This window comes from Flavobacterium rakeshii, from assembly GCF_009741375.1.
Classification (GTDB): domain Bacteria; phylum Bacteroidota; class Bacteroidia; order Flavobacteriales; family Flavobacteriaceae; genus Flavobacterium; species Flavobacterium rakeshii.
The window spans coordinates 17202-43214 of the sequence record NZ_WOWP01000045.1 but is presented as its reverse complement, the minus strand read 5'-3'; the positions used below and the strand labels follow the sequence as shown (position 1 = coordinate 43214).

Below are 26013 nucleotides of genomic sequence, written 5' to 3'. Positions count from 1 at the left end.
TCGCAAAAATTACGTTTCACAAATATATCGTAATCAAACCGAATGTGAAATATTTTTTATTAACACTATCGGGAATATTTCCTTTTTCGTAAAAATGTAAACAGTAAGCCGAACACAAGTAAAATTATGATTGGTAATCCGACAGTTATAAACTGTACGGTGGTATACTTTTCGTAAACTTTTTCCTTATCAAGCATTGGCAGTTGTACTTCCTTGCTTCTTATGTTAATAAGTCCTGTATCATCTAACAGATAATTTACACAGTTCATAAGGAAAAGCTTGTTATCATAAAGTTGATTGGTCCATTTATCATACCCCAGTTCAAGAGGCTGGTAACTTTGGTCAAGTTGGTTCTTTATAACGTCGCCATCGGCAATAACAATCATCTTATTATCAACACCAACAGGCTTATATGAAGGATCTTTAAAAGGAAGGACTCTGTTTTCATACATGGAGTGAAACTGACCTTCCAGTAATACAGAAAGTGTTAAATAACCCTGTCCTTCATAATCTTCCGGTTTGGTCTGTTCGTTTACCATATCAAGGCTTATAGGTGTTGGTGTACCTATGGCTTTTGAGTAAGGGGATGACTGTAATAATACGGTTTTACTGATGTTGTTTTTAAGAGTATCAATATTATTGGCAAATTCAAACTTAATACCATCCATGTTTTTTACAATAGGATTGTCTGACTCGGCATATACAAACGGAGCAAAGCGCCACAGGTATTGCTGGTATTGTGTTTCACTACCCATTTGTCCTACAGCCAGTGATACAGGTGTAGCTCTTTCGTCTTTAACCAGTGTAGGATTTATCCGGAAACCGTATTTAAAGAACATATCGTTTAAGTTAAGCTTATGCGGGAAAGCCAGCGTACTGCCGCTTTCATTATATAAGCTGTCCATTTCGGCCTGTACGGCATCTATCATCCACAGGGTTTTACCACCGTTAACAATATACTGATCCAGTACTTCTTTTTCCTCTTCACTAAATTCAAGTGTTGGTTTTGCTATAATAGCAAGATCATAGTCTTTAAGCGATTTTAGCGTATTCATCGGGTTGTTTGCAACCGAATCTAGCGTAAACGGGGCTATGAAATAATTTTCGCGTACCTGTTTAAGGAAGTCGGCCATAAGTAACTCATGAAGCTCTCCGTTTCCTTTTATGACAGCGATTTTCTTTTCTTTCTCTTTGGTAACCTTGTTGATAGCATCGGCAAAAGCATATTCAAGGTGCTGAACCGAACTCACTACCTTTTCGGCAGTAGAGGCGCCCATCATGTTTTTAAGAAGCTGTACCTTGGTTGTTTTCTCGCCATAGCTTACAATAGCCCACGGGAATACTACTTCCTGACTTTGTTTACCTTTATCGTCCACAGTAACGCTGATAGGCGTTAAGCCTCTGCTGTAAAGCATACGCATATCCTGTTGCCTGGTTTCTTCTTCGGCAAGCGGATTTTCAAAGTGGAATTCAATATTTGGATTATAGGCTTTAAATTCTTCCAGTAACTGACGTGTTTCTGTTTGCAGACGTTTAAACTCACCCGGGAAATTCCCTTCAAGCAGTACGTCTATATAAACAGGTTCGTCTACGTTTTTTACAAGGTTTAGTGTTGCTTCAGATAGTGTATAGCGTTTGTCCTGTGTAAGGTCAAAGCGTTTAAAAATAAAATTGCCTAAAAAATTAACGGCAAGTAAAAGTAAAACCGTTATAAGCAGTTGTTTCGTTATATGTTGTTTTCCTTTTTTCATTACCATTTAAGTGTTTTAAGTTTATAAACAGTAAGCGATAAGAAAAGTACAGTGATGCTTACAAAGTAAATAATGTCTCTTGTGTCTATAACACCGCGGCTTATGCTTTTAAAGTGGTAATCCATACCTAAAGCTGAAACAAAATCACTAAAGCCTCCTGCTATGGCAGAAATACCTTCAAAACCATAGTAGAATACAAAGCAAAGAAAAACAGCCATTATAAAGGCTACAATCTGGTTATCTGATAGGGCAGAGGTAAATATACCTATAGCCGAATATCCGGAGATAAGGAATAGCAAACCGAAGTATGATCCTATTATACTACCGGTATCTATACTTCCCGATGGGTCTCCTAGTGATGACAGTACAAAAACATAAACTATGGTAGGTAGTATTGCTAATATAATTAGCAAAAGTGCCCCGAAGAATTTTCCGTTAACCATTTCCCAAACAGTAATAGGTTTGGTAAATAAAAGTTCTATGGTTCCCTGTTTCTTTTCGTCAGAAAAGCTACGCATGGTTACTGCCGGGATGAGGAAAATAAGTATCCATGGTGCAAGCGTAAAGAAGGGGCTTAAATCGGCAAATCCGCTGTTAAGTATATTAAAGTCGCCTTCAAATACCCAAAGGAACAACCCGTTAAGCAAAAGGAAAATAGCAATAACCAAATACCCTATAGGTGACCCGAAAAAGGATTTGATTTCTCGTAGCAGCAATGCTTTCATATAGTAATGCCTGGTTTTTAGTTTATGGTTAACAGTTATTAATGTTTTTATGGTAAACTAACTACTTTGTCTACACTCCAGGCCTCAGGCCTGTCTTTAAACAGTTTTTTTGTAAACGACCATACCTCTTCAAACAAATCAGAGTGACGGTAGCTTTCTAAATCTTCTTCGGTTTCCCAATAACTGTAGGTAAAAAATACCGAAGGATCTTTTTTATCCCTGTATAGTTCTAAAAAACGGTTTCCGGGATAATTTCGTATGTGTTGTTTGAATTCATGGAAGTTATTTAGAAATATATCCACTTTATCTTCCTGAAAGCTCATTTTTACAATCCGTACAAACATACTGTTTTTTAAATTTTATTGTTATTGTATCGTGTAATTATTATTAATTTGCCTAAAACTATTTAAAAACCACATTTACCACATCCCTAAACTTAAGTCCCAGGAGTGTGCGGGCGGTGCCTACAGTTAACGGGTTACTCCTGTATATTGCAACTTCAAGGTAACCGGCCTCATTAAAAATAGCCAGCTTTTCTCCTTCATAATCCTTTAGGGAAAACTTCTCGTTTACAGCAAAATCAGAGTATCCTGATTTAACAGCTTTAATAGTTTTGGTGCTAAAGGTTATTTCGAAGTTTCTGCCTTTGGCAACTTCCTTAACCAGTTTTTGTGAAATGTTAGTAACACAGTTACCAAAATGGTCTATGTATACTACATATCCTTTAATAGAATTTTTATCGCTTGCCACAACAGCCTTAAGTTCGTTAGTTTCCTTAAGCGACTGTATTTCCCTCCCAATAACACTTAGTGATCCCCCTTTTGCCAGGTGGCAGGCTACCGTTACAAACACATCCATAGCTGTACTACCACTAGGGAGGCGGTCGTGAATGTTTATTTCCACTATGCGTTGTGGTACTACTTTTCGGGTAAGGATACTTAAAATCCCATTATCGGCACAAATAAAGTAATGGTCGTTCCATTGCATGGCTATGTGCTTGTTTTCTTTGGTAAGTTCGGCATCTACACCAATAAGGTGAACCGTACCTTTAGGAAAACTGTTGTAAGCAGCACCAATTACATAACTGGCTTCCGAAACATTAAATAGGTCTATATGGTGGGAAATGTCTACAATGCGGGCTTCTGCATAATCAGATATAATTTTCCCTTTCAAAGCGCCCACAAAATGGTCTTTGATGCCAAAGTCGGTAGTAAGGGTAATTATTGACATAAAATTGTGCAAAAGTTTTAAATAAGCGATTTCAAAAATTCACTAAATTTGATTGCAAAGCTAATAATTATATAGCTACCAATCTTAATTAAAAACAACTGCTTTTGAACGAAAGAATAATTGAACTTGTAGACATCGCTCCAAAAGATTTTTGGGGCGCACAGGACTCCCACCTGGAAACTATTAAAAAATACTACCCCAAATTAAAAATCGTAGCAAGGGGTACTACACTTAAAGCCTTTGGAGAAAAGGAAATACTTGATGAGTTTGAAAAGCGGTTTAAAAGGCTAATGCTACATTTTACACGCTACAATAACATAGATGATAATGTTATTGAAAGGGTAATACAAAGCGACTCCCAAACCGAAATTATGGATCCCAGCGATAAAATACTGGTACACGGTGTAGGAGGGAAGCTTATTAAAGCCATTACCCCAAACCAGCAAAAGCTGGTAGATTCCATGTATAAAAATGATATGGTATTTGCCGTAGGGCCTGCCGGTACAGGTAAAACCTACACAGGTGTTGCCCTTGCCGTAAAAGCACTTAAAGAAAAACAGGTTAAGCGTATTATATTAACACGCCCGGCTGTAGAGGCGGGAGAGAACCTTGGATTTTTACCGGGGGATATGAAGGAAAAACTGGATCCTTACATGCAACCGTTATATGATGCCCTGCGTGATATGATTCCGCATGAAAAGCTGGAAGATTATATCCTTAAAGGTATTATCCAGATAGCGCCACTTGCCTTTATGAGAGGGCGTACGCTTGATAATGCTTTCGTGATTCTGGATGAGGCACAAAATACAACCCATTCGCAAATGAAGATGTTTCTTACCCGTATGGGGCGTAACGCTAAGTTTATGATTACAGGCGACCCGGGACAGGTAGATTTACCTCGCAGAACTACATCCGGACTTAAAGAGGCACTTTTAATTCTTAAAAATGTAGATGGTGTGGGTATTTTATATCTGGATGATAAGGATATTGTTCGCCACAAACTCGTTAAGAAAATTATTGATGCTTATAAAAGCATAGAAAACCACGATTAAAATTAAAAACCAATAATTAATCAATGCCCTTTGGTAACCAACCAAAGGGCATTATATTTATTTACAATGGATTTTACCAAGCCAAGAAATTCATTTCTTTTTACTTTGCTATTAATACTATCTACCATTACTTATGCTGTTTTAGATGACAGATGGAGAAATTTTGGCATAAATAAAACTGTTGGTAATGCATGGGATTTAAATTTTACCAGCATAACACCTGTTTTATCTGTATTAGTTTTACTTATTTCTTTTCTCAGTTATGGTATAATGTGGTTTTTTGATTTGAAATTGAATAAAACATTTGCACTTTTTAATTTAGCCTTTCTTATTCCTTGTGTCGGAATGATGGGTACCGGTCTTCAATTTGGTTATAGCTTATTTGCATTATTAATGCTGGCTATTAATATAGCTTATGGAATAAGGACTAAAAAGTATGATAAAAAGCAAAATTTGCAATAATAAGTTTCTTATTTTTGCAGCTTGTTAAACATGAAATAACACTATAAGGTAATGAACACCATCACGACCACTGATTTCAATTTTCCGGGACAAAAATCGGTTTACCGCGGTAAGGTAAGGGAAGTATATAATATTAACGACGAACTGCTTGTTATGGTTGCGACCGACAGGCTTTCGGCTTTTGATGTGGTTATGCCAAAAGGTATACCATACAAAGGACAGATACTTAACCAGATTGCAACTAAATTTATGCGTCTTACAGAAGATATCGTTCCTAACTGGTTAATTGATACACCAGATCCAAACGTAGCTGTAGGTCATTTATGTGATCCGTTTAAAGTTGAAATGGTTATTCGTGGTTACCTTTCAGGTCATGCTGCCCGCGAATATGCTGCAGGTAAGAGAGTACTTTGCGGTGTTGAACTTCCGGAAGGACTTAAAGAGAACGATAAATTCCCTACACCAATTATCACTCCTACAACAAAGGCAGATAATGGTGAGCACGATATGGATATTTCCCGCGAAGCTATTTTAGCAAACGGTATTGTAAGCGAGGAAGATTACCTTGTACTTGAAAAATATACAAGAGATCTTTTCCAGAGAGGTACTGAGATTGCTGCTTCAAGAGGACTTATTTTAGTAGATACCAAATATGAGTTTGGTAAAACTAAAGACGGTAAAATTGTATTGATTGACGAGATACACACACCGGATTCTTCCCGTTATTTTTATGCCGATGGTTACCAGGAGCGTCAAAATAAAGGCGAGGCTCAAAAACAGCTTTCTAAAGAGTTTGTAAGACAGTGGCTTATCGCTAACGGTTTTCAGGGTAAAGATGGTCAGCAAATACCTGAAATGACAGAGGAATATATTGAAAGCGTTTCTGAAAGATATATTGAGCTTTATGAAAATATCTTGGGAGAGAAGTTTGCTAAAGCTGATATTTCGGATATTAACAGTCGAATAGAAAAAAATGTTGTAGCATTTTTAAATAAATAATTTTACGATAAATAATCGTTGAAAGCGTCCTGCCTGTGCGGGACGCTTTTGTTTTTATATGCCTGCATAGTAAGATGAGTACTGTTAAATAAATGTTAAAATAAAAATCGTACTGTAACGTTTAATTGTTTATGGTCGTCTATTAAAGCAAATCAAATCATCAATTATAAAATCAATCATCATGAAAAAAACGATCATTTATTTAGGCTTAGCCATATTTGCATTTAGTAATGCTGCAATGGCATCAACAACTGTTCAACCTGCATCAGCCGGATTTGAGTTAGTAAAGGAGTATAAAACCAATACACCACTTTGCAATGCTATTTGTAAAGGTGATGTAGATACTGTAAAAAAATTCATTGAATACGGTGTAGATGTTAATGAAACATCTAACGGTAAAACACCTTTAATGCTGGCAGCACGTTACAACAACGTTGAAATTTTGAAGTTATTAATTGATAACGGAGCTTATGTATTAGCTAAAGACGAAAGAGGTCAAACAGCTGAAAAATATGCTGAAGCATCAAATGCTACAGAAGCATTGGAGTTTCTTAAAAACGCATAATTAATACTTTATGTCCTAAATTAAAAAGCACCTCATAGAGGTGCTTTTTTAATTATTTGAAGTAAGAGAAAGTCTCTTCGTTTTCAATTTTAAGCAGTGATTCGTAAATCAGTTTAATTACGTTTTCTACATCATCACGGTGTACCATTTCTACCGTAGTGTGCATGTAGCGTAAAGGAAGTGAAATAAGGGCAGAAGCTACACCACCGTTACTGTAAGCAAAAGCATCGGTATCTGTACCGGTTACTCTTGATGAAGCCAGTCTTTGGAAAGGTATACTGTTATTTTCGGCAGCATCAATAATAAGTTCCCTAAGATTGTTTTGTACAGCCGGAGCATAAGTAATAACCGGACCTTTACCTATTTGAGTTTCACCCTCAATACGTTTATCAATCATTGGGGTTGTACTGTCGTGGCAAACATCGGTTACAATAGCTACATTAGGGCGGATGGTATTAGTTATCATCTCGGCACCTCTTAAACCAACTTCTTCCTGTACAGAGTTTGTTATATATAATCCAAACGGAAGTTTTTTCTTGTTTTCGTGTAGTAATCTTGCAACTTCGGCAATCATAAAACCACCTATACGGTTATCAATAGCCCTACAAACAAATTTATTTTCGTTAAGAACCATAAAATCATCCGGGTAAGTAACCACACAGCCTACGTGTACTCCAAGTTTTTCAACTTCTTCTTTAGTAGAGCACCCAAGGTCAATAAATATGTTTTCTATTTTAGGCTGCTCTTCCTTGTCGCGAAGGCGGGTGTGTATTGCCGGCCAACCGAAAACACCTTTTACAATACCTTTTTTAGTATGTATGTTAACACGTTTTGAAGGAGCAATCATGTGGTCAGATCCTCCGTTTCTTATAACATAAATCAGTCCGTTATCCGTTATATAGTTTACATACCATGATATTTCGTCACTGTGGCCCTCAATTACAACTTTGTATTTGGCATCAGGATTGATAATACCTACTGCAGAACCATATGTATCTGTTATAAAAGTATCAACATATGGCTTTAGGTATTCCATCCATATTTTTTGGCCACCGGCTTCATATCCGGTAGGGGACGGGTTGTTTAAATATTGTTCTAAAAAGTCTAACGATTTAGCGTTTAGTATAGATTTTTCTGACATACAAATAAATTTTGGCTAAATTACTAATTACATTACAGAGTAACATATAAATGTCTAAATTTGGGATAAATTTTTAATAATGAGAGCACAATTTTCAGTCATATTAGTACTTTTTTCACTTCTTTCAGGCTTTAGTCAGGAGGTTGTTCAGGATACCATAAAAAAAGGTGTTGTGAACCAGGTGGAGAATGATAGTATAACCTTTGAATACGATTTAGAAGAGATGGTTATATCTAATGTGGATGATACAATTAGTGCCGAACAGAAAAAAAGTTTACTGATACTTAAAAGAAGGGTTTTAAAGGTATATCCCTATGCTAAAATAGCTGCCGACAGACTTACCATGCTTAGTGCTAATATGGAGAAGTTAAAAACAGATAAGGAGCGAAAAAAATATGCCAAAATAGTTGAAAACTACCTTGAAAATGAGTTTGAAGACCAGTTAAAAAAACTTTCAAGGAAAGACGGACAAATACTTGTAAAATTAATACACAGGCAAACAGGGGAGTCTACCTTCAATCTTATTAAGGAGCATAAAAGTGGTTGGAAGGCTTTTTGGTCCAGTCGAATCGCCAAGATGTTTGATATAGACCTGAAGCGCGAATATAGCCCTGCTACAGTTGCCGAAGATTACTACATTGAAGGTTATTTATTACAGGCTTTTGACTCTCATAGACTGGCAAGGCAGGAACCGGCTTTTAAAATTGATTATGATGCTATAACTGAGCTTTGGAGGAATAAAACTAAAGCTAAATAATTAAAAATTAATTAATATGGGCTTTTCTTTTTTTTAAACCTATAGTGTGACCTTTGCATCAAGGAAAAGAAAAAGAAGGTGAAGACAGAACAAATTAACAACTCACAGGAGCTTACCACTCTTTTAAAAGTAAGAGATATTGATACCTCCCGTTTTGAACCTATAGGTGCGGGCTTTTACCATCAGTATGAAGATTGTTTTAATGCTTCGGTAATTTGCATAGACAGGGAAAAACTTAGTAAGGGGAGTCCGTATCTTGTAAAAATAATCCTGGAAGATTTTACAAATGATGAATACCTGGTATTCCGTAAAAAATTTGAAGTGATTATAAATCCGGAGTATAGAAACTATTACAATCTTAATATTGCCGAAGAGTTATTTCAAAGCCAGTTAAGCTGCTAGTTTAATTAAATATCAAGATCAAATGTTTTGCGTAATAAATCCAAAGCCGGATTTATATTTTTAAGCCTCTCATATCGGTCTTCAGGAGTAAACGCATATTTCTTTTCTACGGTCTCATTTACATGTGTTTCGACAACTATGTCGTGGTTGTGGAGTTTCCCTCTTAAATAGCCTAAAAGTTCTATTTTATTGTTATCAAAATCAACTTTAGACCCTTCGTTTGGTAGTTCCAGTTTAATGGTAAATCCGTCCTCCTGTAGTTCTGGATCATTAATCTGCATATAAGTAGCCATAATCTTCTGGCCGGTATCGCTAAGGCGTTGAGCAAACTTATTCCACAACAGGCGCATATCAGTTTCGCTAAAAGCTTCGGTAGGAAGCTCATCATGATGCCTTTGCATTGCTTTCTGGCTTTCTGCCAGTGCACGTTTTTGCCTGATACTGTTTAGGGATAAGGCCGATACTTTTTCGCTGTTATCAGGTTCAGGTTTTGGTGGGGCTTTAACAACTACAGGAGCTTCTACTTCCAGTTCTTTTGCCGGAAGGGGAGATATACCACCTGTTGTTTTAGGTTGTTCCTGTGCGGGTTGTGCGGCAGTATCCGGAGTATTTGTCTGTTGACTTTCGGGTGCAGTATTCTGTATAGGGGAGTTACCCTTGGCTAAATCTTTAAAATAATGAGGAGGGATTATAAATTTGTCAGCTTTTTTTTTTCTCCATCAAAAGTGATAGAGGCAAGCTGCATCAGGCATAATTCGACCAATAGCCTTTGGTTTTGGCTTGTTTTATATTTAAGGTCACAATCGTTAGCTACGTCAATAGCCTGTAAAAGGAAGTGCTGTGAAGCCTTTTTAGCCTGCTCACCATACATTTGTTGGGCAACCTCTCCGGCTTCCAGTAAAACAAGTGTAGCAGGGTTTTGACATACTAATAAATCACGGAAGTGAGATGCTAATCCGGCAACAAAGTGATGTCCGTCAAATCCTTTTGCCAGTATGTCGTTATAAGCTAATAAAAGCTCCGGTATTTTATTTTCCAGAATAAGGTCAGTCACCTTTATGTAGTACTCATAATCAAGTACGTTTAGGTTTTCGGTAACAGCCTGACGTGTAAGGTTAGTACCGCAGTAACTTACCACACGGTCAAAAATAGAGAGTGCATCACGCATAGCACCATCAGCCTTTTGGGCTATAATGTGTAACGCATCATCCTCAAATGTAATTCCCTGGCTTTTGGCAACTTCTGCAAGGTGCTCTTTAGCGTCTTTTACAGTAATTCGTTTAAAATCGAATATCTGACAACGGGAAAGTATCGTTGGGATAATTTTATGCTTCTCTGTAGTTGCAAGTATAAAAATGGCATGTCTTGGCGGTTCTTCCAGTGTTTTAAGGAAGGCGTTAAATGCTGCCTGAGATAACATGTGAACCTCGTCAATAATATATACTTTATACTTACCTGTTTGTGGTGGTATCCTAACCTGATCGATAAGATTACGGATATCGTCTACCGAGTTGTTTGATGCCGCATCGAGCTCAAAAACATTGAAAGCGAAATCTTCGTTAGGATCATCATATCCTTCCTGGTTAATTTTACGGGCAAGTATACGGGCACAGGTGGTTTTACCTACACCCCTTGGTCCTGTAAACAGTAAGGCCTGAGCTAAGTGATTGTTATCTATAGCATTTAGCAGTGTATTGGTAATAGCCTGCTGTCCCACAACATCCTTAAAGGTTTGCGGGCGGTATTTTCGGGCTGATACTATAAACTGTTCCATAGAAAAATCTGTGCAACAAATATACTAATTGCAGGGGCAATGGCAAGTTTGTTTAAGCTGTAATTAATTAAAAGTTACTAACATTTAAGCTACCACTTCGGCAATGTTTTCATTAGAAAGGAGTTCCAGTAAGGCTTTTTCTTCTGTGTTAAACGATGTTTCGTTATCGCTTACGGGCTTATAGTTCCATATACTTCCGTTTTCGTAAGAGGCTATAACAGTAGGATGTACATAATACTTTTTACAAACTGAACGTGTATTTCCCAGCTTTGAAGCCACGCTGTCTAAAACCGATACTATTTTCTTTTTACAGTCGGTTATACCGGTATGTTCGCCTATTTCATGAAAGGAGCATAAAGCATTGAGGCTTCCTGCCCATGCCCTGAAATCTTTTGCGGTAAAATCTTCCCCTGTAATTTCTTTTAGGTAGGCATTTACATCTGCCGAACCTATACTGTGATGCTTTCCGTCATCATCATAGTACTGAAACAGTTCATACCCCGGTATATCCCTGCATTTTTTTACAAGATTAGCCAGCCTGCGGCTTTGCAGTTTTATTTTGTGTTTTACCCCTTTTTTACCTGTAAAGTCAAACCATACTGTAGTACTTTTAAACGTAACATGTTTGTCTCTCAAAGTTGTAAGTCCGAATGAACCATAGAGTTTTTTATAGGCTTCATTTCCTATCCTGATGTTGGTAAGTTCCAGTAGTTTTACCACTAAAGCAACAACCTTTTCATAAGGCATTCCTTTTTTATTCAGGTCGGTTTCTACCTGTAGGCGTATATCGGGTAGGGCAAGGGCAAACCTGCGCAAACGGTAAAATTTTGACTGATTTCTTATTTTAGTCCATTCAGGGTGATAGCGGTACTGTTTTCTCCCTTTTTTATCATAACCGGTAACCTGTAAATGTCCGTTTTCATAAGGAGAAATCCATACGTTTTCCCAGGCAGGGGGAATAACAAGTTTTTTAATCCTTTGCAGTACATCTTTATCAGAAAGTATATTTCCGCTGTCATCGGTATAAAAAAAGCCATTGGTTTTACGCTTTCTGTAATAGCCTTTTTCACTATTAAGCGAATAGCGTAAACCAACGGCTTTTGCAGTAGCTTTTGGATCGTTACCTATTTTTTCCAGTTTATTTTTAAGCCTTGGCACCATTTTCTGCACAGCCTTCATCTCTGCCTTTAATACTTAGGTTATGTAGCATTTTAGCGGCGCTTTTTTCGGTATAAGCTCCCTGTGCTGCAACAAATACACCCTTTTCACCATCTTTAGACATAATACCATATACGGTAGCTTCATCAGCAGGGTCGGTTTCCCCTTCATAACGGTATATGTGTTCTATTGAAAAATCTTCACAATGTTGTTTTATACGGTCTTCGTCAAGATTAAAATCGGTTGTAAATCCTTTTTGATATAATTCTTCTAACGCTTTAGATACAGTAGCGTAGTGATACATTTGCCTGTCCATAATTTCTCTTTTTATAGTTAATGTTTGTTTTACTATACTAAAATTACAGATTTACTAACTGCTTCGCTGCCAACGAAGTGTTAAACAAAAACACTGTATTTATAAAAATTCTTAAATATTTGTGTGAGGCAACCCTGTTTTATTGAAGGGTTTAGAAAGTTTAAATGTATCTTTGCGCCGCAGGCCGCCTTATCGCTGCGCTTAGGCGTGGAGGAAAGTCCGGACACCGTAGGGCAGCATAGCGGGTAACGCCCGTCATCTTGCTTAGGCAGGAGAGGACAAGTGCAACAGAAAGGATGTACAGGTAATGCTGTAGTGAAATCAGGTAAACTCTATGCGGTGAAATGCCATGTATACCGGCAATTAAGGGCTGCCCGCCCAATGCCGGGGGGTAGGCAGATAGACCCCTGTAGTAATACAGGGGCCAGATAAATGATAAGGGTCCCGTTAGGGATACAGAATCCGGCTTACAGGCCTGCTTTTCTTTTTTTTAAAGTTGGTAACTAAACATTATACCGCCACGGTAAGGTAGCCATTCGCCACTTTTGTTGTAGTTTCTAACATGTTCATAACGGGTATTGGTACCTAGGTAATAGCCTTTGTAAAAACCTTGCTGGTTTCCTCCTCCCATAAACATATCAATCATCCATTTGTCATTTATTTTAATTTGGTAACCTATTGTTATACCATAAAATAAAGCATAGCCTTTTTGGTATAGATTTGAATTGATGTAATTCCATTTTTGGAGTTCAAATTTACTGGCGCCAATATGTCCCCCTACGTATATACCTTTATAGTTTTCATTAAAATGGTAACGAAATTCAGATATTCCCATTATGGTTTTAAAGGGAGCACCGTTTAAAGAATTCCAATGAGAACCTAAAACATCAAACTGATAGGTTACTTTTTTAGCCAAACTGGTTTCTATACCAACCTGTGGTATTCCTAAAAGGGTTGTTGGGGCATTAAACTTAAAATAAGTTTGTGAAAATGAATGAGTAACAGTAAGTAAAAGAGCGGATAATAAAATCTTTTTCATTAGCAAAAACGGCCTCTAAGGGAGGCCAAAAATTATAGTGAATATTAAAATTGGATTATTCAATTTCATCGTCTTCTGAGATTCCAGTATCTTCAAATTCTTCATTATCAAATTCAAAAAATGTAAATTGTGATGCACCATATTTCTTTTGGAAAGAAAAGTTCATCAAATGGTCCATTTTAGTGTGTTTTGAATGTTCAATTATCATCATTCCGTCTTCCTCAAGTAAATCATTTTCAAAAACCAGGGATACAATTTCCTCAAACAGTTTCTGATCCATATCATATGGAGGATCGGCAAAAATCATGTCATACGAAGACTTATTAGTCTTTAAAAACTTAATTACATCGCTTTTTATTGCGGTAATAGGAAAATCAAATTCGGTAGCAGTTTGTTTTATAAATTTCACACAGCCAAAATCACCGTCAACAGCAATTGCACTGTCGGCGCCACGCGAACAAAATTCATAACTTATATTTCCGGTGCCCGAAAAAAGGTCAAGTGTTCTAAGTCCTTCAAAATCAAAACGATTGTTAAGGATGTTGAATAGTGATTCTTTAGACATATCAGTAGTTGGTCTTACCGGAAGGTTTTTAGGAGCGATTATTCTGCGTCCTTTGTATTTACCTGAAATTATTCTCATGAGTTAAACAGTATAAAATGCTTTAGACTTTCTTCTGTGCTTTTGTTCCATCGGTCAGCCAGCATATAAGGGTCAAAAAGCGTGAGGTTCCTTATATACTTGTAAGCAATGCTGTAACAGGGATTGTCTTCACTTACCCTACCAAGTAAACAAACTTTTATAAACTCAGGGTTAAGTTGCAGTTGCTCTAATGTAAACAATAAGTAGTATAAAAAGTCTTCGGGTGTATTGTATTCAAACGAGTTGAAAAGCAGTAGTTTTTGGTTTTTTACAACAACAATTTCAAAGTGGGTTGACTGTAAATGCACAAAAACCTGCTTGTCGTCAATGTTTTTTGAGGCATCCAGCAGTTTTGATACCAGTATGCTGTTTGTGTTTTTATACTCAAAAGAGCCATAACGGTCTATAAGAAAGTTATTTACATCCATAAACGGAACATAAACGTTATTCATGTCGTAGTTCTCTATGGTATCAAACGCAAAAAAATCGGTATCAAAAACTTTTGTACTGTATTGTAAATAGCTGCCTAAAAACTCTTCGTCAAAAAGTGCATTGGGAACAAAGGTGTTAAGGCTGTTGTCATGAAGCACCACAATCTCATCATAGTCATTCATTAACTCAGGGTGATTAACAAAAGTTTTCCAGAGCTGATCTTCCAGTGGTTTTAATACAGAGAAGGCAATGCTGTGGTAATCAGTTATTTCCTGGTTTAAGGTGTCAAAACAACAAAAAGACATTTCGCTTTGCGCAATTTGCATGGAAAGTTTTTTATAGTTTTTTGTTGTGATGGTCTCGTTCATTGAGTAATTTTTGATGAGTTACAAATTTACATTCTTTTTTGGTTTAGCACCTGTTACTCGTAAAAATCACCTTATCTTTGAGCTTCATTTTTCAAAAAAGAATTTATTCCATTAATGACTTCAGCCAATTTTTATAAAATACTCCGTCGCCAGTTTCCGTTTAACCCAACTGTAAAACAGGATGTTTTTTTACAAAAAATAGCAGAATTTATAACTAACAACGATAACGATGAGCTTTTTGTATTAAAAGGGTATGCCGGTACAGGTAAAACAACCATTATAAGTACACTAGTAAACCACTTACAGGAAGCCAATAAGAAATATGTGCTGCTGGCACCTACCGGTAGGGCGGCTAAGGTAATAGCTAATTACTCCCAAAAACCTGCCTATACCATACACAAGCGTATTTATTTCCCTAAAAAGGCGAGTGGTGGTGCTATGGGTTTTACCATGCAGCAAAATAAATTTAAGAATGCCATTTTTATTGTAGATGAGGCTTCGATGATATCTGACGTGGCAGCCGAATCAAAAATGTATGAAAACGGCTCTCTGCTGGACGATCTTATCTCGTATGTGTACTCGGGTCATAATTGTAAAATGATTCTAATAGGAGATACCGCACAGCTTCCTCCGGTAAATTTAGATATTAGTCCGGCATTAAATATTGATACACTCTCTTTAAATTACCAGAAAGAGGTAGAGCAGATAGAACTGGACGAAGTAATGCGTCAGGAAACCGACTCCGGTATTCTGTATAATGCTACAGAATTAAGAGAAATACTTAAATCGGCCTTTTTTGATACTTTTCAGTTTAAAGTACGTGGGTTTAAGGATATAGTACGCCTTGTAGACGGATATGATATTCAGGATGCAATAGAGAGCGCTTACAGTAACTACAGTATTGAAGACACCGCGTTTATTGTCCGTTCCAATAAAAGAGCTAACCTTTACAACCAGCAAATAAGGGCTAAAATACTTTCGAGAGAAAGCGAACTTTCCACAGGGGATTTTCTAATGGTGGTAAAGAATAATTATTTTTGGCTCAACGAAAAATCTGAAGCTGGGTTTATAGCTAATGGTGATATTATTGAAATTCTGGAAATTTTCAGGATTGAAGAGCTGTATGGTTTTAAATTTGCCAGAGTAAAAGTACGAATGGTTGATTATGCCAGTCAGCCACCATTTGAAACGGTACTGCTTTTGGATACCATTACCAGCGAATCGCCATCACTTACTTATGAGGAGTCTAACAGGCTGTATCAGGAAGTGCAAAAAGATTATGAAGGCGAAAGTAATTATCGTAAATTCATGAAAATAAAAACCAACCCCCATTTTAATGCGCTACAGGTAAAATTCTCGTATGCCATTACCTGCCACAAATCGCAGGGAGGGCAGTGGAATACGGTATTTATAGAACAGCCATACCTGCCTGAAGGGATAGACAGAGATTATATAAGATGGTTGTATACAGCTGTAACCAGAGCAAAAGACAAGCTCTACCTTATAGGGTTTAAGGACGATTATTTTGAAGATTAACAGTATATAATATTTTGAATATGAGAATTATAGCGGTAATACCGGCACGATATGCCTCAACTAGATTTCCGGCAAAATTAATGCAGGACCTTGGAGGTAAAACAGTTATTTCACGCACTTACGAGGCAGCTGTAAAAACAGAACTGTTTGATGATGTTTTTGTAGTGACGGATTCTGATATAATTTTTAATGAAATTACTAATAACGGCGGTAAAGCCATTATGAGTATTAAAGAGCATGAGAGTGGGAGCGATCGTATTGCCGAAGCCGTTGAGAATCTTGATGTTGATATTGTTGTTAATGTACAGGGAGATGAACCTTTTATCAATAAAGAACCACTTGCCGATGTGCTTGAAGTGTTTAAAAGTGATGCTGCCCGCGAAATTGATCTTGCCTCATTAATGATTGAAATAAACAATTGGGAAGATATAGAAAACCCTAACAATGTGAAGGTTATAGTAGATCAAAAACAGTTTGCGTTATATTTTTCACGTTCGGTTATACCCTACCCAAGAGATAAGGAGGCGGGAGCCAAATACTATAAACACATTGGTATTTACGCTTTTAGGAAACACGCCCTTATGGATTTTTACAAACTCCCTATGCAAAGCCTTGAGGCTACCGAAAAACTGGAGCAGTTACGTTACCTTGAATATGGTAAAAAAATACGCATGGTAGAAACTACCCATGTAGGTATAGGTATTGATACCCCTGAAGATTTAGAGAAAGCCAGAAAAATGCTGGATTAGTTAACAGTCAGTTTTTCAGCCCATTGAAGTTGAGTTGGCAATTGTAAATTACTGAATTCTATATGGATAACTCTTCTGTTACTGTTGTTTACAGTTCTTGCCGAACTATGCAACAGTAGCGGTTTCATTATCATTATACCTCCTTTTGGTACATTACAGCTAACCTCAGTTTCTTTGTTCCAGTCAATAGTTTCAGGCCGGTAAATCTTTTTGAGATGCGATTTTGGGATTACTTTTAAGGCTCCGTTATTTTCATCGGTATCATCAAGATGAATACGGATGGTAAAAATATTTTTCAGAACTTCCACAGGAGGCTGTACGGCAAACTGATTTTGCTTTACAGTCCACGGGCCGTAATTTTCAATTTCAGCCTTTTGATTTACCGATATGGTTAAATCCTGATGATAGGCCACAAACCAGTTTGAGTTACCGGGTTTATCAAAGTAAATGGATTTGATAGGGAAGTAGTCTTCACCAAAAACACTGTTGATTACATTTTTTAGTTTTTGGTTAAATAGTACTTCGGTTACATTTGGCACTTCCTTTAAAAATTGCCTTATAGCAAAAAGATCTTTTGATCTTCGGAAGGTAGCACTGTCGCTATCGGCATTGTCAATAATTTCTGCAATTTGGTCTATCTCATCCTGTGAGTAAACAGTATTAATTACGGTAAATCCGTTGTTGTTTATTTCTGATTTATATTGTGGAAAATCCATATTACTATCCCAGTTTTTTTATGGTAAAGAGTTCGTTGTGGTCTTCTACTTTAGGGTACATCCTTACCGAATAATTTTTATTAAAACAGGAGCGGTACGCTTCATTTCGTTCTTTATCTTTTTTTGATAATGTCATGGTATTAAACAGTATAAAGCCATTTACATTAAGTAGAAAGTTAATTCGGTTTATAAAAAACTCTTCAAACAAAAAGTTAGGCATAACCGTGTCCTGAAATATATCTATTATTATTAAATCGTACTTTTCTTTTGTTTTCAGTACAAACTCAAAAGCATCATCGTTTACAATAGTTACCCCCGGAGTATCGGCAAGACCAAAGTAGGTATTTGCTATTTCAATTACTTCAGGATCCAGTTCAACTCCCGTTATTTTTCCTTTAAACTGTATCTCATTTACCAGTGTTTTTATTACACTGCCACCGGCAACACCAAGCACTAAAATATTCTCAAAAGCTCTTATTCTTTCAAAACCTATATAATGCAATCCTTTCCTTAAAATACGCTGCAGGCTGCCGTAGGAGTAATTGGTTCTTTTAGAGTCGAGTACAAGCTGTCCGTTATTCCAGGTCACTTCAAGAGTGGTGCTTATACAGGAATTTCGTTTGTAAATATTTATGGGAATAAAGTAACTGAGAAATCTCTTAAACATGGCAATGTGTTTCGTAATTGTAAATATATAGTATTTTTACCCCAGCATTTTTAAATAATTATGAAAAAAATATACCAATTTATATTTTTCAGGCTAATGGGATGGCGCTTAAACGGTTCTATTTCACCTAATCTTAAAAAGTGTGTAATGATAGTGGTACCACATACCAGCTGGATGGACTTTGTTATTGGAGTATTTGCCAGAGGGAGTATAGGACTGGAAATGCACTATGTTGCCAAAAAAGAGTTGTTTGTATTTCCTTTTGGAGTATGGTTCAGATGGATGGGCGGTGCACCGCTCGATAGGAAAAAGAATGAAAATAAGGTTGAAGCGATAGCAAACATATTTAAAAACCGTGAAGTATTCAGGCTTGCAATAGCTCCCGAAGGAACCAGAAAAAAAGTAGAGACTTGGAAAACAGGGTTTTATTATATAGCATTAGCGGCACAAGTACCCATACTGGCAATTGCTTTTGATTACGGAAAGAAAGAAGTAAATATAGCCGAACCGTTTTACCCGACAGGGAATAAGGAAGATGACTTTAAAATACTGGAGTTGCATTACAAAGGAGTAACAGGGTATGTGCCCGAAAACAGCTATAAAAATGATTAAGAATAGTTTAACTTAAAATTATACCTGTTTAACATTTAATAGATGTAATTTTATACTACACCAATAAAAATAATATTAAATAAATTTAAGTAACCGGGAAGAGGTTACTTTATGGGAGAAAATAAATTTGTGTTTGTTTTATTGGTTAATGAACCCCGTGATTTTTTAAAATCATGGGGTTTCTTTATTTACGGGGTTTATAGTTTTTAAAAGTACCGTCTTTGTAAAAAATTACTACCTGTTCCACATCACTGTTATAATTTACAATTGTATCTATAGGCGGGGTAGGGTTAGCGGGAGTTTCAGTCTTTCCTGGAGCTTGACTCACAGCTTCCGTATTTTCCTCAAAATTATTTTTTTCTTCAAATTCTTTATTTTCTGACTGAGGTACATCTGTCTCCGTTTTTTCAGAAAACAAATCACCAACATTATTGTTTTCCGTTTGTTGTTCAATGTAAACCGGAGAAGGGGACGGTATGTTTATTTCCGGTGCAGGAGTTTCACTTTTAGGAAATGTACCTTTTCCGTTAAGTAACCAATACAAATCTACATCAGGAAAATTATCGGTTACCCTTAATACAAAATCAAGACTGGGTTTATTTCTGCCGGAAAGGAGGTGAGATAAACTGGAACGTTGTACCCCAATTTTATCGGCAAATACAGAAGCCGATATATTGTAATAATCAAGTATGTTTTCCAGTCTTTTTATGAAATCATCTGTGTTTATCATTGTAAACAAGTGTTGGTTTTGTAATGTTTTACAAATGTAAACAATACTTTTGAGATACACAAATAGTATCTAAACACGGTGTAAGTATATAAATCTTTAGTTTACATAGGTGTGTTAAAGTGTCTGATTTGTAATAATTTGTATTATTAAACAGTAACAATGTTAAATATAATTAACACTATAAATCAAAGGTGTTTACAAATGTAATTTACAAGATTATATGCTTTGTTTACAATTGTAAAAATTAAGATGTTTACTTTTGTAATCTTAAATAGTTAATGATGGATTTTGAAGGAATTTACAATAGTTACTTAAACAACAAACTACACGGCAGGTATATAACAAACGAGGATATAGAGCCAATACTTAATGACTTAAAAAACGATTTCGAGATTGGTACTGTAGGAACATCTGTAATGGGGAAACCTATATATAGTATAAAGGCAGGCAGTGGTAAAACCAAGGTGTTTATATGGTCGCAAATGCACGGAAACGAATCAACGACTACAAAGGCGGTGTTCGACTTCTTAAACTTCCTTAAAAGCGATAATGAGATCGCACTTACTTTCAGGGAGCATTTCACCTATTATATACTACCTATAGTTAATCCTGACGGTGCAGCTTTATATACGCGTGCAAATGCTAATGAGGTTGACCTGAACAGAGACTCAGTTAACCTTACACAGCCCGAAAGCAAGGTGCTTAGGCAGACTTTTGAGGATTTTAAGCCTGATTTTGCTTATAATATGCATGATCAGCGTACTATTTTCGGTTTAGGGAAGAATGGAGATGTAAAACCGGCTACAGTTTCGTTTCTGGCGCCTTCTTATAACGAAGAAAGAGAGATAAACGAACCAAGACAAACGGCTATTAATGTAATAGCAGCTATGAATAATACCCTGCAGCAGTTTATACCGGGGCAGGTAGGGCGTTTTGATGACGGATTTAACATTAACTGTATAGGGGATATGTTTATGTCACAGGGAGTGCCTACAATTCTCTTTGAAGCAGGTCATTATCCAAATGACTATTTAAGAGAAAAAACACGAAAATTTATATTTTTCGCAATATTATCAGGATTTTATGCTATTTACGAAAACGTTATAGCTATTAACAAAAGCGAAGAATATTTTAGAATTCCTCAAAATAGAGTAATATTTTTTGATATGATGTATAAAAATGTCAAAATAAATTATGAAAATAAAGAAATAATCACGAATTTTGCATCTCATTACAAAGAAGTACTTATTGACAAATCTGTAATTTTCGAAGCTTTTGTTAAGGAAATAGGGGAACTTGATGATTTTTACGGTCATGTAGAGTATGATTGCGAAGGTGAACTTTTCTATAACAGCGATAGTAGTAATTTGCTAAAAAGTGAACAAAAAGCAGACTTTATGATAGGTAAAAACAGAGAATTTGTTAATGGAATAGAAAAAAAATAACAATATTCTTTTTTTTATTGAAAATAAATTAATTTTTTTGTAATGCATTTTTAATAAATATATATACCTAAATAATAAAAAAAGTTACGCTTATGAGCAAGTTTCGTTTAGATGAAGTTGATCACCAGATATTAGATATGCTGATTGACAATACAAGGGTTCCTTTTACAGATATTGCTAAAAAATTGCTTATATCTGCCGGTACCGTTCACGTAAGGGTTAAAAAAATGGAAGATGCAGGAATCATCCAGGGTTCTTCTCTTACTTTAGATTACGAAAAACTTGGATATTCATTCATTGCTTATGTTGGTGTATTCCTTCATAATACTTCTCAAACTAAATTTGTTCTTGAGAGAATCAATGAAATACCTTTTGTAACTGTTGCACACGTTACTACAGGTAAGTTTAACATCTTTTGTAAAATAAGAGCAAGAGATACTAAGCATGCTAAAGAAGTAATCTTCATGATTGATGATATTGAAGGAGTTTACAGAACTGAAACTATGATATCACTTGAAGAAAGCATTAACGACAAGAAAAGGTTAATGCACACAATCTTCAAAGATCTGTAAGATTTTTTATAAAAAGTTTATAACCCTTATGTGAATAGCATAAGGGTTTTTTTATTAAATTCAGTGTAAAAATAATAAGCATGTACCCAGCCACAAAAATTGAACGTTTTAAGGAAAATGTGGAGCTTAAATACCAGTTATTCAACAGTATTTTCATGACACTTCCCTTTGACGACATAGACAATACAGGGGTGTTACTGCCGCTTTTTACAGATGTATGTGAAGAGGGGTTTGCCCAAAACAAGAGTCCGCAACAAATATTTGATAGTTTTATTGAAAAATACCAGCAGGATAGTACCGAACAGGAAAAAATAGACCTGATGTTCCGCTTTATACAATATGTAGAGCGACAGGTAGTACTGTTTGATGCTATTGAAGATGCCGCTTTTGTATCCTTACACAATATGGAAGGTACAGGGTCTTTAAGGGATATAAGACATAAGGCCGACAATCAGGGTATAATTGATGAACTGAGGAAGTTTTTAGATGAATTCCAAATCAGAACCGTGCTTACGGCACACCCTACACAGTTTTATCCGGGAAATGTACTTGGTATAATAACCGATTTAACCGAGGCTATTAAAAGGAATGACTTACCTGAAATTAAAACCCTGTTAGCGCAGTTAGGTAAAACCCCTTTTATTAAAAAAGAAAAGCCAACTCCGTTTGATGAGGCTGTTAGTCTTATATGGTATCTTGAAAATGTATTTTACAAAACGGCAGGCGAAATGGCTTTCTATATTCAGGATACTATATATAATGGTGAACATCCGGCACATCCGGTTATGTCTTTCGGTTTCTGGCCGGGAGGTGACAGGGACGGTAACCCGTTTGTAACAACCGATATTACTCTAGATGTTGCAGGAAGACTTCGTACCTCTATACTTAAATGTTACTATAATGATATAAGGAGAATGAGGCGTAAGCTAACATTCCCGGGGGTTGAGCCTTTAGTTATAGAAATTGAACAAAAACTGTATCGTTCGGTTTTCTACTCACAGGGAGAGCTCTATATTGAGTTAGATGAACTAAAAACACTTTTACACGAAATTAAGAACAGGGTAGTTGAACATCATCAGTCCCTGTATCTTGACGAGATTGAAAAGCTTATCAATAAGGTTAATCTTTTCGGATTCCATTTTGCTACTTTAGATATTAGGCAAAACAGTCGTATTCATGATAAGGTAATACAGGCGGTACTGTCAAATCTGGACAGTCAGAATAATACAGCTCTTGCTAATGAATATGGAAATTTAGACGAAAAAGCGAAGCTTAATGCTTTACTTAGTTTAAAAGGAAGTATTAATACCGAAAATTTTAAAGATGATAATACGAGGTTAACGCTGGAGTCTATACTGGCAATGCGTACCATACAGGAAAGAAACGGAGAACAGGGAGCAAACCGATACATTATCAGTAATAACGAAAATGCTCATAATGTACTGGAACTGCTTACTTTATTCGAACTCCTGGGTTGGGATAAGCCATCGGTAGATATTGTTCCGCTTTTTGAAACGGTAGACGATTTAAAGGAAGCCGGAGAGGCAATGCGAAAATTGTATGAAAACGAAAGGTATGCTGCTCATCTTAAAGCAAGAGGTAACAGGCAAACTATTATGCTTGGTTTTTCTGACGGAACTAAAGACGGTGGTTACCTAATGGCAAACTGGAGTATTTATACCGCAAAAGAAAATCTTACCGCTGTAGCCCGTGAATACGGAATCAAAGTTGTGTTCTTTGACGGTCGTGGCGGACCGCCGGCAAGAGGTGGAGGAAAAACCCATAAGTTTTATGCTTCACTGGGTGAATCTATAGAAAATAACGAAATACAGATAACCATACAGGGGCAAACCATAAGTTCAAACTTTGGTACGCTAGATTCGTGCAGATTTAATTTAGAGAACTTGCTTAGTGCCGGTGTTACTAATGGTGTGTTTAATAAGGACAAAAAGCAACTTACAGCACAGCAGCGTGAAATGTTTGATGAACTGGCTAAACTGAGTTTTGAGAAATATTCTGAATTTAAGGCACACCCTAAGTTTTTACCGTATCTGGAAAAAATGAGTACACTTAATTATTATGCGAAAACTAATATAGGCAGCAGACCTTCAAAAAGGAATAAAACTGCCGAACTGGATTTTAATGATTTGAGGGCTATTCCGTTTGTAGGATCGTGGAGTCAGTTAAAGCAAAACGTACCCGGATTTTATGGTGTGGGTTATGCGCTTAGTAAAATGGAAAAACACGGTAAATGGAATGAGGTAGAAGACCTGTATGAAAACTCGTTGTTTTTCAGGACACTTATTGAAAACAGTATGATGTCGTTATCCAAATCGTTTTTCCCGTTAACGGCTTATATGAGAGAGGATAAGGAGTTTGGTTCGTTTTGGGATATTATTCACGATGAGTTTTTGGAAACCAACAGGTTGTTGCTTAAAATTTCAGGATTTAATGAATTAATGGAAAATTACCCTGACGGTAAGGCTTCCATTAAAATGAGAGAACATATTGTGTTACCTTTGCTAACCATTCAGCAATATGCCCTGCATAAAATCAGGTTAATGAAAAACGGAGACGAGAAAGATGATATGCTGGATGTTTATGAAAAAATTGTAACCCGTTCTCTTTTTGGAAATATTAATGCCAGCAGAAACTCTGCCTAAATTTTAACTATGAAAATAACAGAATTATCGAATACTGAGTATGCTCCGTATTGTGAAACCTATTTGCCTAATGTTGATGATAGTTATACTTTAACCGAATGGCTTGAAGTAAGTGTTCATGAATTTGTTCATTTTATACAGGATATCCCTATGGATAAACATGGGTACAGGTATGCAGAAGGTAAATGGACTATTAAGGAAATTATTCAGCATGTTATTGATACCGAGCGTATTTTTGCTTACAGGGCATTACGAATTTCCAGAAATGATAAGACTCCGTTACCGGGGTTTGATGAAAATGACTACGTTAGTAATACTGATGCCGAAAACAGAAGCCTGCAGGATATACTTACCGAGTTGGCTTTAGTAAGACAGTCATCATTAGTGATGTTCAAGTCTTTTTCTCAGGAACAATTGTTGAGAAGGGGTGAAGCTTCCGGTCACGAGGTATCGGTTAGGGCATTAGGTTTTTTAATAACCGCCCACCAGTATCATCATATGAAAGTATTTAAAGAAAGATATTTAGAATAAAAAAAGCCCGAAAGGGCTTTTTTTATTTACAGTCAACTTTAGATAATTTTTGGGTAGAGGAGGCCTCTTTACTTTTGTATTTCCAAATACCATCGTCTCCCTGAACCATCTCGCCATATATTATAGAAACCTGATCTTCACCAAGGGTAAATACCAGTTCTTCTTTGTAATTCATACCTTCAGCCGAATAATTAGCAATGGCGTTGCCTGTTTTTCCGGTAAGAACACCTTTAAAGGTGCTTAGTTTCTTATCTTTTTCGGCAGGTAGCCAGTTAAAAATTCCGCTAACACTATCGCCTTTTCTTTCAATTTCAAATACTATACTATCCCTGATCACTTTATTAGGAGCATATTCAGGCTTACTTTCGGTTACCTGTAAAAAACACATTTTTTCGTATGTAGGGGTTTCGGCTACATTTTTTTCTGCTTTTTCTTCAGGTACAATAACTTCTTCTTTTGTTTCTTCTTTACAGGATACAAATAAAGACATAACGGATATAAATACTAATGCTGTTTTTTTCATGGTCGTTGAATTTCCACTAAAATAGGATATTGGACAAAAAAAAAGAACTCTGTTAAGAGTTCTTTAATATTTTATATGATTACCGGATTACTATTCTTCTTCTTCCTCCTCTTCATCATTAGTATCATTATCGCTGTCATCATCATCATCGTCGTCATCGTCATTATTATTAGCGATTTCAAGATCTTTTAATGCATCAAGATCATCACCACCTTCAGAATCCATATCGTCATCTTCGTAGTTTTCAATCCTATCAGCAAGCTTAGTACTAACTTTTACAAGATAAATAGTATCTTCAGTACGTACTTCTACCGCTTCGATAGTTTCGTTTTTTGCATTTTTAAAACGGATGATATCAGAATCGTCATATCCGTCAGGAAATTTATCCACCAAAAGGGTTAAAATTTCATTAGTTAATTTGGCGTAATCAACAATAACTCTTTTCATAAAATGAT

The 26013-nt window shown here is 36.2% G+C and carries 30 protein-coding genes and 1 other RNA gene; 14 read left to right on the top strand and 17 right to left on the bottom strand.

Features of this window, described 5'->3' with window-relative positions:
* Positions 1–65: 65 nt before the first annotated feature.
* The 4 genes from gldG to GN157_RS11660 are packed head-to-tail and all read right to left on the bottom strand — an operon-like array spanning position 66 to position 3706.
* Positions 66–1751, bottom strand: a complete 1686-nt coding sequence (gene gldG / locus GN157_RS11675) for a gliding motility-associated ABC transporter substrate-binding protein GldG (RefSeq protein ID WP_394350069.1) — start codon at positions 1749–1751, stop codon at positions 66–68.
* Positions 1751–2476: a gliding motility-associated ABC transporter permease subunit GldF gene (gene gldF / locus GN157_RS11670; protein WP_157483568.1), complete on the bottom strand. Its 726-nt coding sequence runs from the start codon at positions 2474–2476 to the stop codon at positions 1751–1753. Before gldF ends, gldG begins: the two co-directional genes overlap by 1 nt.
* 47 nt (positions 2477–2523) lie before the next feature.
* Complete coding sequence (locus GN157_RS11665) at positions 2524–2820, bottom strand: putative quinol monooxygenase (protein ID WP_157483567.1); 297 nt, start codon at positions 2818–2820, stop codon at positions 2524–2526.
* 58 nt (positions 2821–2878) lie between these two features.
* On the bottom strand, positions 2879–3706 hold the full coding sequence (locus GN157_RS11660; RefSeq protein ID WP_157483566.1) for an SAM hydrolase/SAM-dependent halogenase family protein: 828 nt from the start codon (positions 3704–3706) through the stop codon (positions 2879–2881).
* 104 nt (positions 3707–3810) lie between these two features.
* Here GN157_RS11660 and GN157_RS11655 point away from each other — a divergent pair, with 104 nt between their 5' ends.
* The 4 genes from GN157_RS11655 (at position 3811) to GN157_RS11640 (ending at position 6784) form a co-directional block, all read left to right on the top strand.
* Positions 3811–4758 carry a PhoH family protein gene (locus GN157_RS11655; protein ID WP_035130748.1) on the top strand — a complete coding sequence of 316 codons (948 nt, stop codon included), beginning with the start codon at positions 3811–3813 and terminating at the stop codon, positions 4756–4758.
* 66 nt (positions 4759–4824) lie between these two features.
* Complete coding sequence (locus tag GN157_RS11650; protein ID WP_157483565.1) at positions 4825–5220, top strand: hypothetical protein; 396 nt, start codon at positions 4825–4827, stop codon at positions 5218–5220.
* Between the two features lie 51 nt (positions 5221–5271).
* Positions 5272–6219, top strand: a complete 948-nt coding sequence (locus GN157_RS11645) for a phosphoribosylaminoimidazolesuccinocarboxamide synthase (RefSeq protein WP_157483564.1) — start codon at positions 5272–5274, stop codon at positions 6217–6219.
* 181 nt (positions 6220–6400) lie between these two features.
* Positions 6401–6784, top strand: coding sequence for an ankyrin repeat domain-containing protein (locus GN157_RS11640; protein WP_157483563.1), 384 nt, complete (start codon positions 6401–6403; stop codon positions 6782–6784).
* A gap of 52 nt (positions 6785–6836) precedes the next feature.
* Here the strand turns inward: GN157_RS11640 and GN157_RS11635 are convergent, their stop codons facing one another.
* On the bottom strand, positions 6837–7925 hold the full coding sequence (locus GN157_RS11635) for a M42 family metallopeptidase (protein ID WP_157483562.1): 1089 nt from the start codon (positions 7923–7925) through the stop codon (positions 6837–6839).
* 79 nt (positions 7926–8004) lie between these two features.
* Here GN157_RS11635 and GN157_RS11630 point away from each other — a divergent pair, with 79 nt between their 5' ends.
* Entirely contained in the window at positions 8005–8682 is a 678-nt protein-coding gene (locus GN157_RS11630; protein WP_157483561.1) for a DUF4294 domain-containing protein, read from the top strand.
* A 78-nt stretch (positions 8683–8760) separates the two neighbouring features.
* Positions 8761–9084, top strand: a complete 324-nt coding sequence (locus GN157_RS11625; protein WP_157483560.1) for a hypothetical protein — start codon at positions 8761–8763, stop codon at positions 9082–9084.
* Between the two features lie 5 nt (positions 9085–9089).
* Here GN157_RS11625 and GN157_RS11620 read toward each other — a convergent pair whose 3' ends face one another.
* From GN157_RS11620 to GN157_RS11605, 4 genes are all read right to left on the bottom strand, one after another.
* Positions 9090–9485: a hypothetical protein gene (locus GN157_RS11620; RefSeq protein ID WP_157483559.1), complete on the bottom strand. Its 396-nt coding sequence runs from the start codon at positions 9483–9485 to the stop codon at positions 9090–9092.
* Positions 9486–9772: 287 nt separating this feature from the next.
* Positions 9773–10858 (bottom strand): DNA polymerase III subunit gamma/tau, encoded by a 1086-nt coding sequence (dnaX, locus tag GN157_RS11615; RefSeq protein ID WP_157483558.1) that lies wholly within the window; start codon positions 10856–10858, stop codon positions 9773–9775.
* Positions 10859–10942: 84 nt separating this feature from the next.
* The gene (locus GN157_RS11610) at positions 10943–12037 is read right to left on the bottom strand and encodes a DNA topoisomerase IB (protein ID WP_197429440.1); all 1095 of its coding nucleotides are present in this window, start codon (positions 12035–12037) and stop codon (positions 10943–10945) included.
* Complete coding sequence (locus GN157_RS11605; RefSeq protein ID WP_157483557.1) at positions 12003–12332, bottom strand: hypothetical protein; 330 nt, start codon at positions 12330–12332, stop codon at positions 12003–12005. The genes GN157_RS11610 and GN157_RS11605 overlap by 35 nt, the downstream gene beginning before the upstream one ends.
* Before the next feature lie 176 nt (positions 12333–12508).
* Here GN157_RS11605 and rnpB point away from each other — a divergent pair.
* Positions 12509–12818, top strand: an RNA gene (gene rnpB / locus GN157_RS11600) — RNase P RNA component class A.
* Between the two features lie 4 nt (positions 12819–12822).
* On the opposite strand, the gene GN157_RS11595 is transcribed toward rnpB, so the two are convergent.
* Genes GN157_RS11595 through GN157_RS11585 form a run of 3 tightly spaced genes read right to left on the bottom strand, consistent with a single transcriptional unit; the run spans position 12823 to position 14814 of the window.
* The gene (locus GN157_RS11595; protein WP_157483556.1) at positions 12823–13371 is read right to left on the bottom strand and encodes a DUF3575 domain-containing protein; all 549 of its coding nucleotides are present in this window, start codon (positions 13369–13371) and stop codon (positions 12823–12825) included.
* Between the two features lie 55 nt (positions 13372–13426).
* A complete protein-coding gene (rsmD, locus tag GN157_RS11590; protein WP_157483555.1) occupies positions 13427–14014 on the bottom strand; it encodes a 16S rRNA (guanine(966)-N(2))-methyltransferase RsmD in 588 nt (195 codons plus the stop codon).
* Complete coding sequence (locus GN157_RS11585) at positions 14011–14814, bottom strand: DUF3822 family protein (protein WP_157483554.1); 804 nt, start codon at positions 14812–14814, stop codon at positions 14011–14013. The genes rsmD and GN157_RS11585 overlap by 4 nt, the downstream gene beginning before the upstream one ends.
* 114 nt (positions 14815–14928) lie before the next feature.
* Here GN157_RS11585 and GN157_RS11580 point away from each other — a divergent pair, with 114 nt between their 5' ends.
* A complete protein-coding gene (locus GN157_RS11580; protein ID WP_157483553.1) occupies positions 14929–16350 on the top strand; it encodes an ATP-dependent DNA helicase in 1422 nt (473 codons plus the stop codon).
* Between the two features lie 20 nt (positions 16351–16370).
* Positions 16371–17099, top strand: a complete 729-nt coding sequence (gene kdsB / locus GN157_RS11575) for a 3-deoxy-manno-octulosonate cytidylyltransferase (protein ID WP_157483552.1) — start codon at positions 16371–16373, stop codon at positions 17097–17099.
* Here kdsB and GN157_RS11570 read toward each other — a convergent pair.
* Both GN157_RS11570 and GN157_RS11565 read right to left on the bottom strand, forming a co-directional pair.
* Positions 17096–17815 (bottom strand): phytanoyl-CoA dioxygenase family protein, encoded by a 720-nt coding sequence (locus GN157_RS11570; RefSeq protein ID WP_157483551.1) that lies wholly within the window; start codon positions 17813–17815, stop codon positions 17096–17098. The two genes, kdsB and GN157_RS11570, sit on opposite strands and share 4 nt — an antisense overlap.
* A 4-nt stretch (positions 17816–17819) precedes the next feature.
* A complete protein-coding gene (locus tag GN157_RS11565; RefSeq protein WP_157483550.1) occupies positions 17820–18482 on the bottom strand; it encodes a spermidine synthase in 663 nt (220 codons plus the stop codon).
* Between the two features lie 60 nt (positions 18483–18542).
* On the opposite strand from GN157_RS11565, the gene GN157_RS11560 reads away from it, so the two are divergent.
* A complete protein-coding gene (locus GN157_RS11560; RefSeq protein WP_157483549.1) occupies positions 18543–19094 on the top strand; it encodes a 1-acyl-sn-glycerol-3-phosphate acyltransferase in 552 nt (183 codons plus the stop codon).
* A 184-nt stretch (positions 19095–19278) separates the two neighbouring features.
* Here GN157_RS11560 and GN157_RS11555 read toward each other — a convergent pair whose 3' ends face one another.
* Positions 19279–19824: a helix-turn-helix domain-containing protein gene (locus GN157_RS11555; protein ID WP_157483548.1), complete on the bottom strand. Its 546-nt coding sequence runs from the start codon at positions 19822–19824 to the stop codon at positions 19279–19281.
* A 278-nt stretch (positions 19825–20102) separates the two neighbouring features.
* Between GN157_RS11555 and GN157_RS11550 the strand changes: the two genes are divergently transcribed.
* The 4 genes from GN157_RS11550 (at position 20103) to GN157_RS11535 (ending at position 25035) form a co-directional block, all read left to right on the top strand.
* Positions 20103–21269 (top strand): M14 family metallopeptidase, encoded by a 1167-nt coding sequence (locus tag GN157_RS11550; RefSeq protein ID WP_317163541.1) that lies wholly within the window; start codon positions 20103–20105, stop codon positions 21267–21269.
* Between the two features lie 92 nt (positions 21270–21361).
* The gene (locus GN157_RS11545; RefSeq protein WP_035130789.1) at positions 21362–21841 is read left to right on the top strand and encodes an Lrp/AsnC family transcriptional regulator; all 480 of its coding nucleotides are present in this window, start codon (positions 21362–21364) and stop codon (positions 21839–21841) included.
* Positions 21842–21921: 80 nt separating this feature from the next.
* Positions 21922–24504, top strand: coding sequence for a phosphoenolpyruvate carboxylase (locus GN157_RS11540; protein WP_157483547.1), 2583 nt, complete (start codon positions 21922–21924; stop codon positions 24502–24504).
* 9 nt (positions 24505–24513) lie between these two features.
* Positions 24514–25035, top strand: coding sequence for a DinB family protein (locus GN157_RS11535; RefSeq protein ID WP_157483546.1), 522 nt, complete (start codon positions 24514–24516; stop codon positions 25033–25035).
* Between the two features lie 22 nt (positions 25036–25057).
* Here the strand turns inward: GN157_RS11535 and GN157_RS11530 are convergent, their stop codons facing one another.
* Entirely contained in the window at positions 25058–25558 is a 501-nt protein-coding gene (locus tag GN157_RS11530) for a hypothetical protein (protein WP_157483545.1), read from the bottom strand.
* A 90-nt stretch (positions 25559–25648) separates the two neighbouring features.
* Complete coding sequence (locus GN157_RS11525) at positions 25649–26005, bottom strand: DNA primase (RefSeq protein ID WP_157483544.1); 357 nt, start codon at positions 26003–26005, stop codon at positions 25649–25651.
* Positions 26006–26013: the final 8 nt, after the last annotated feature.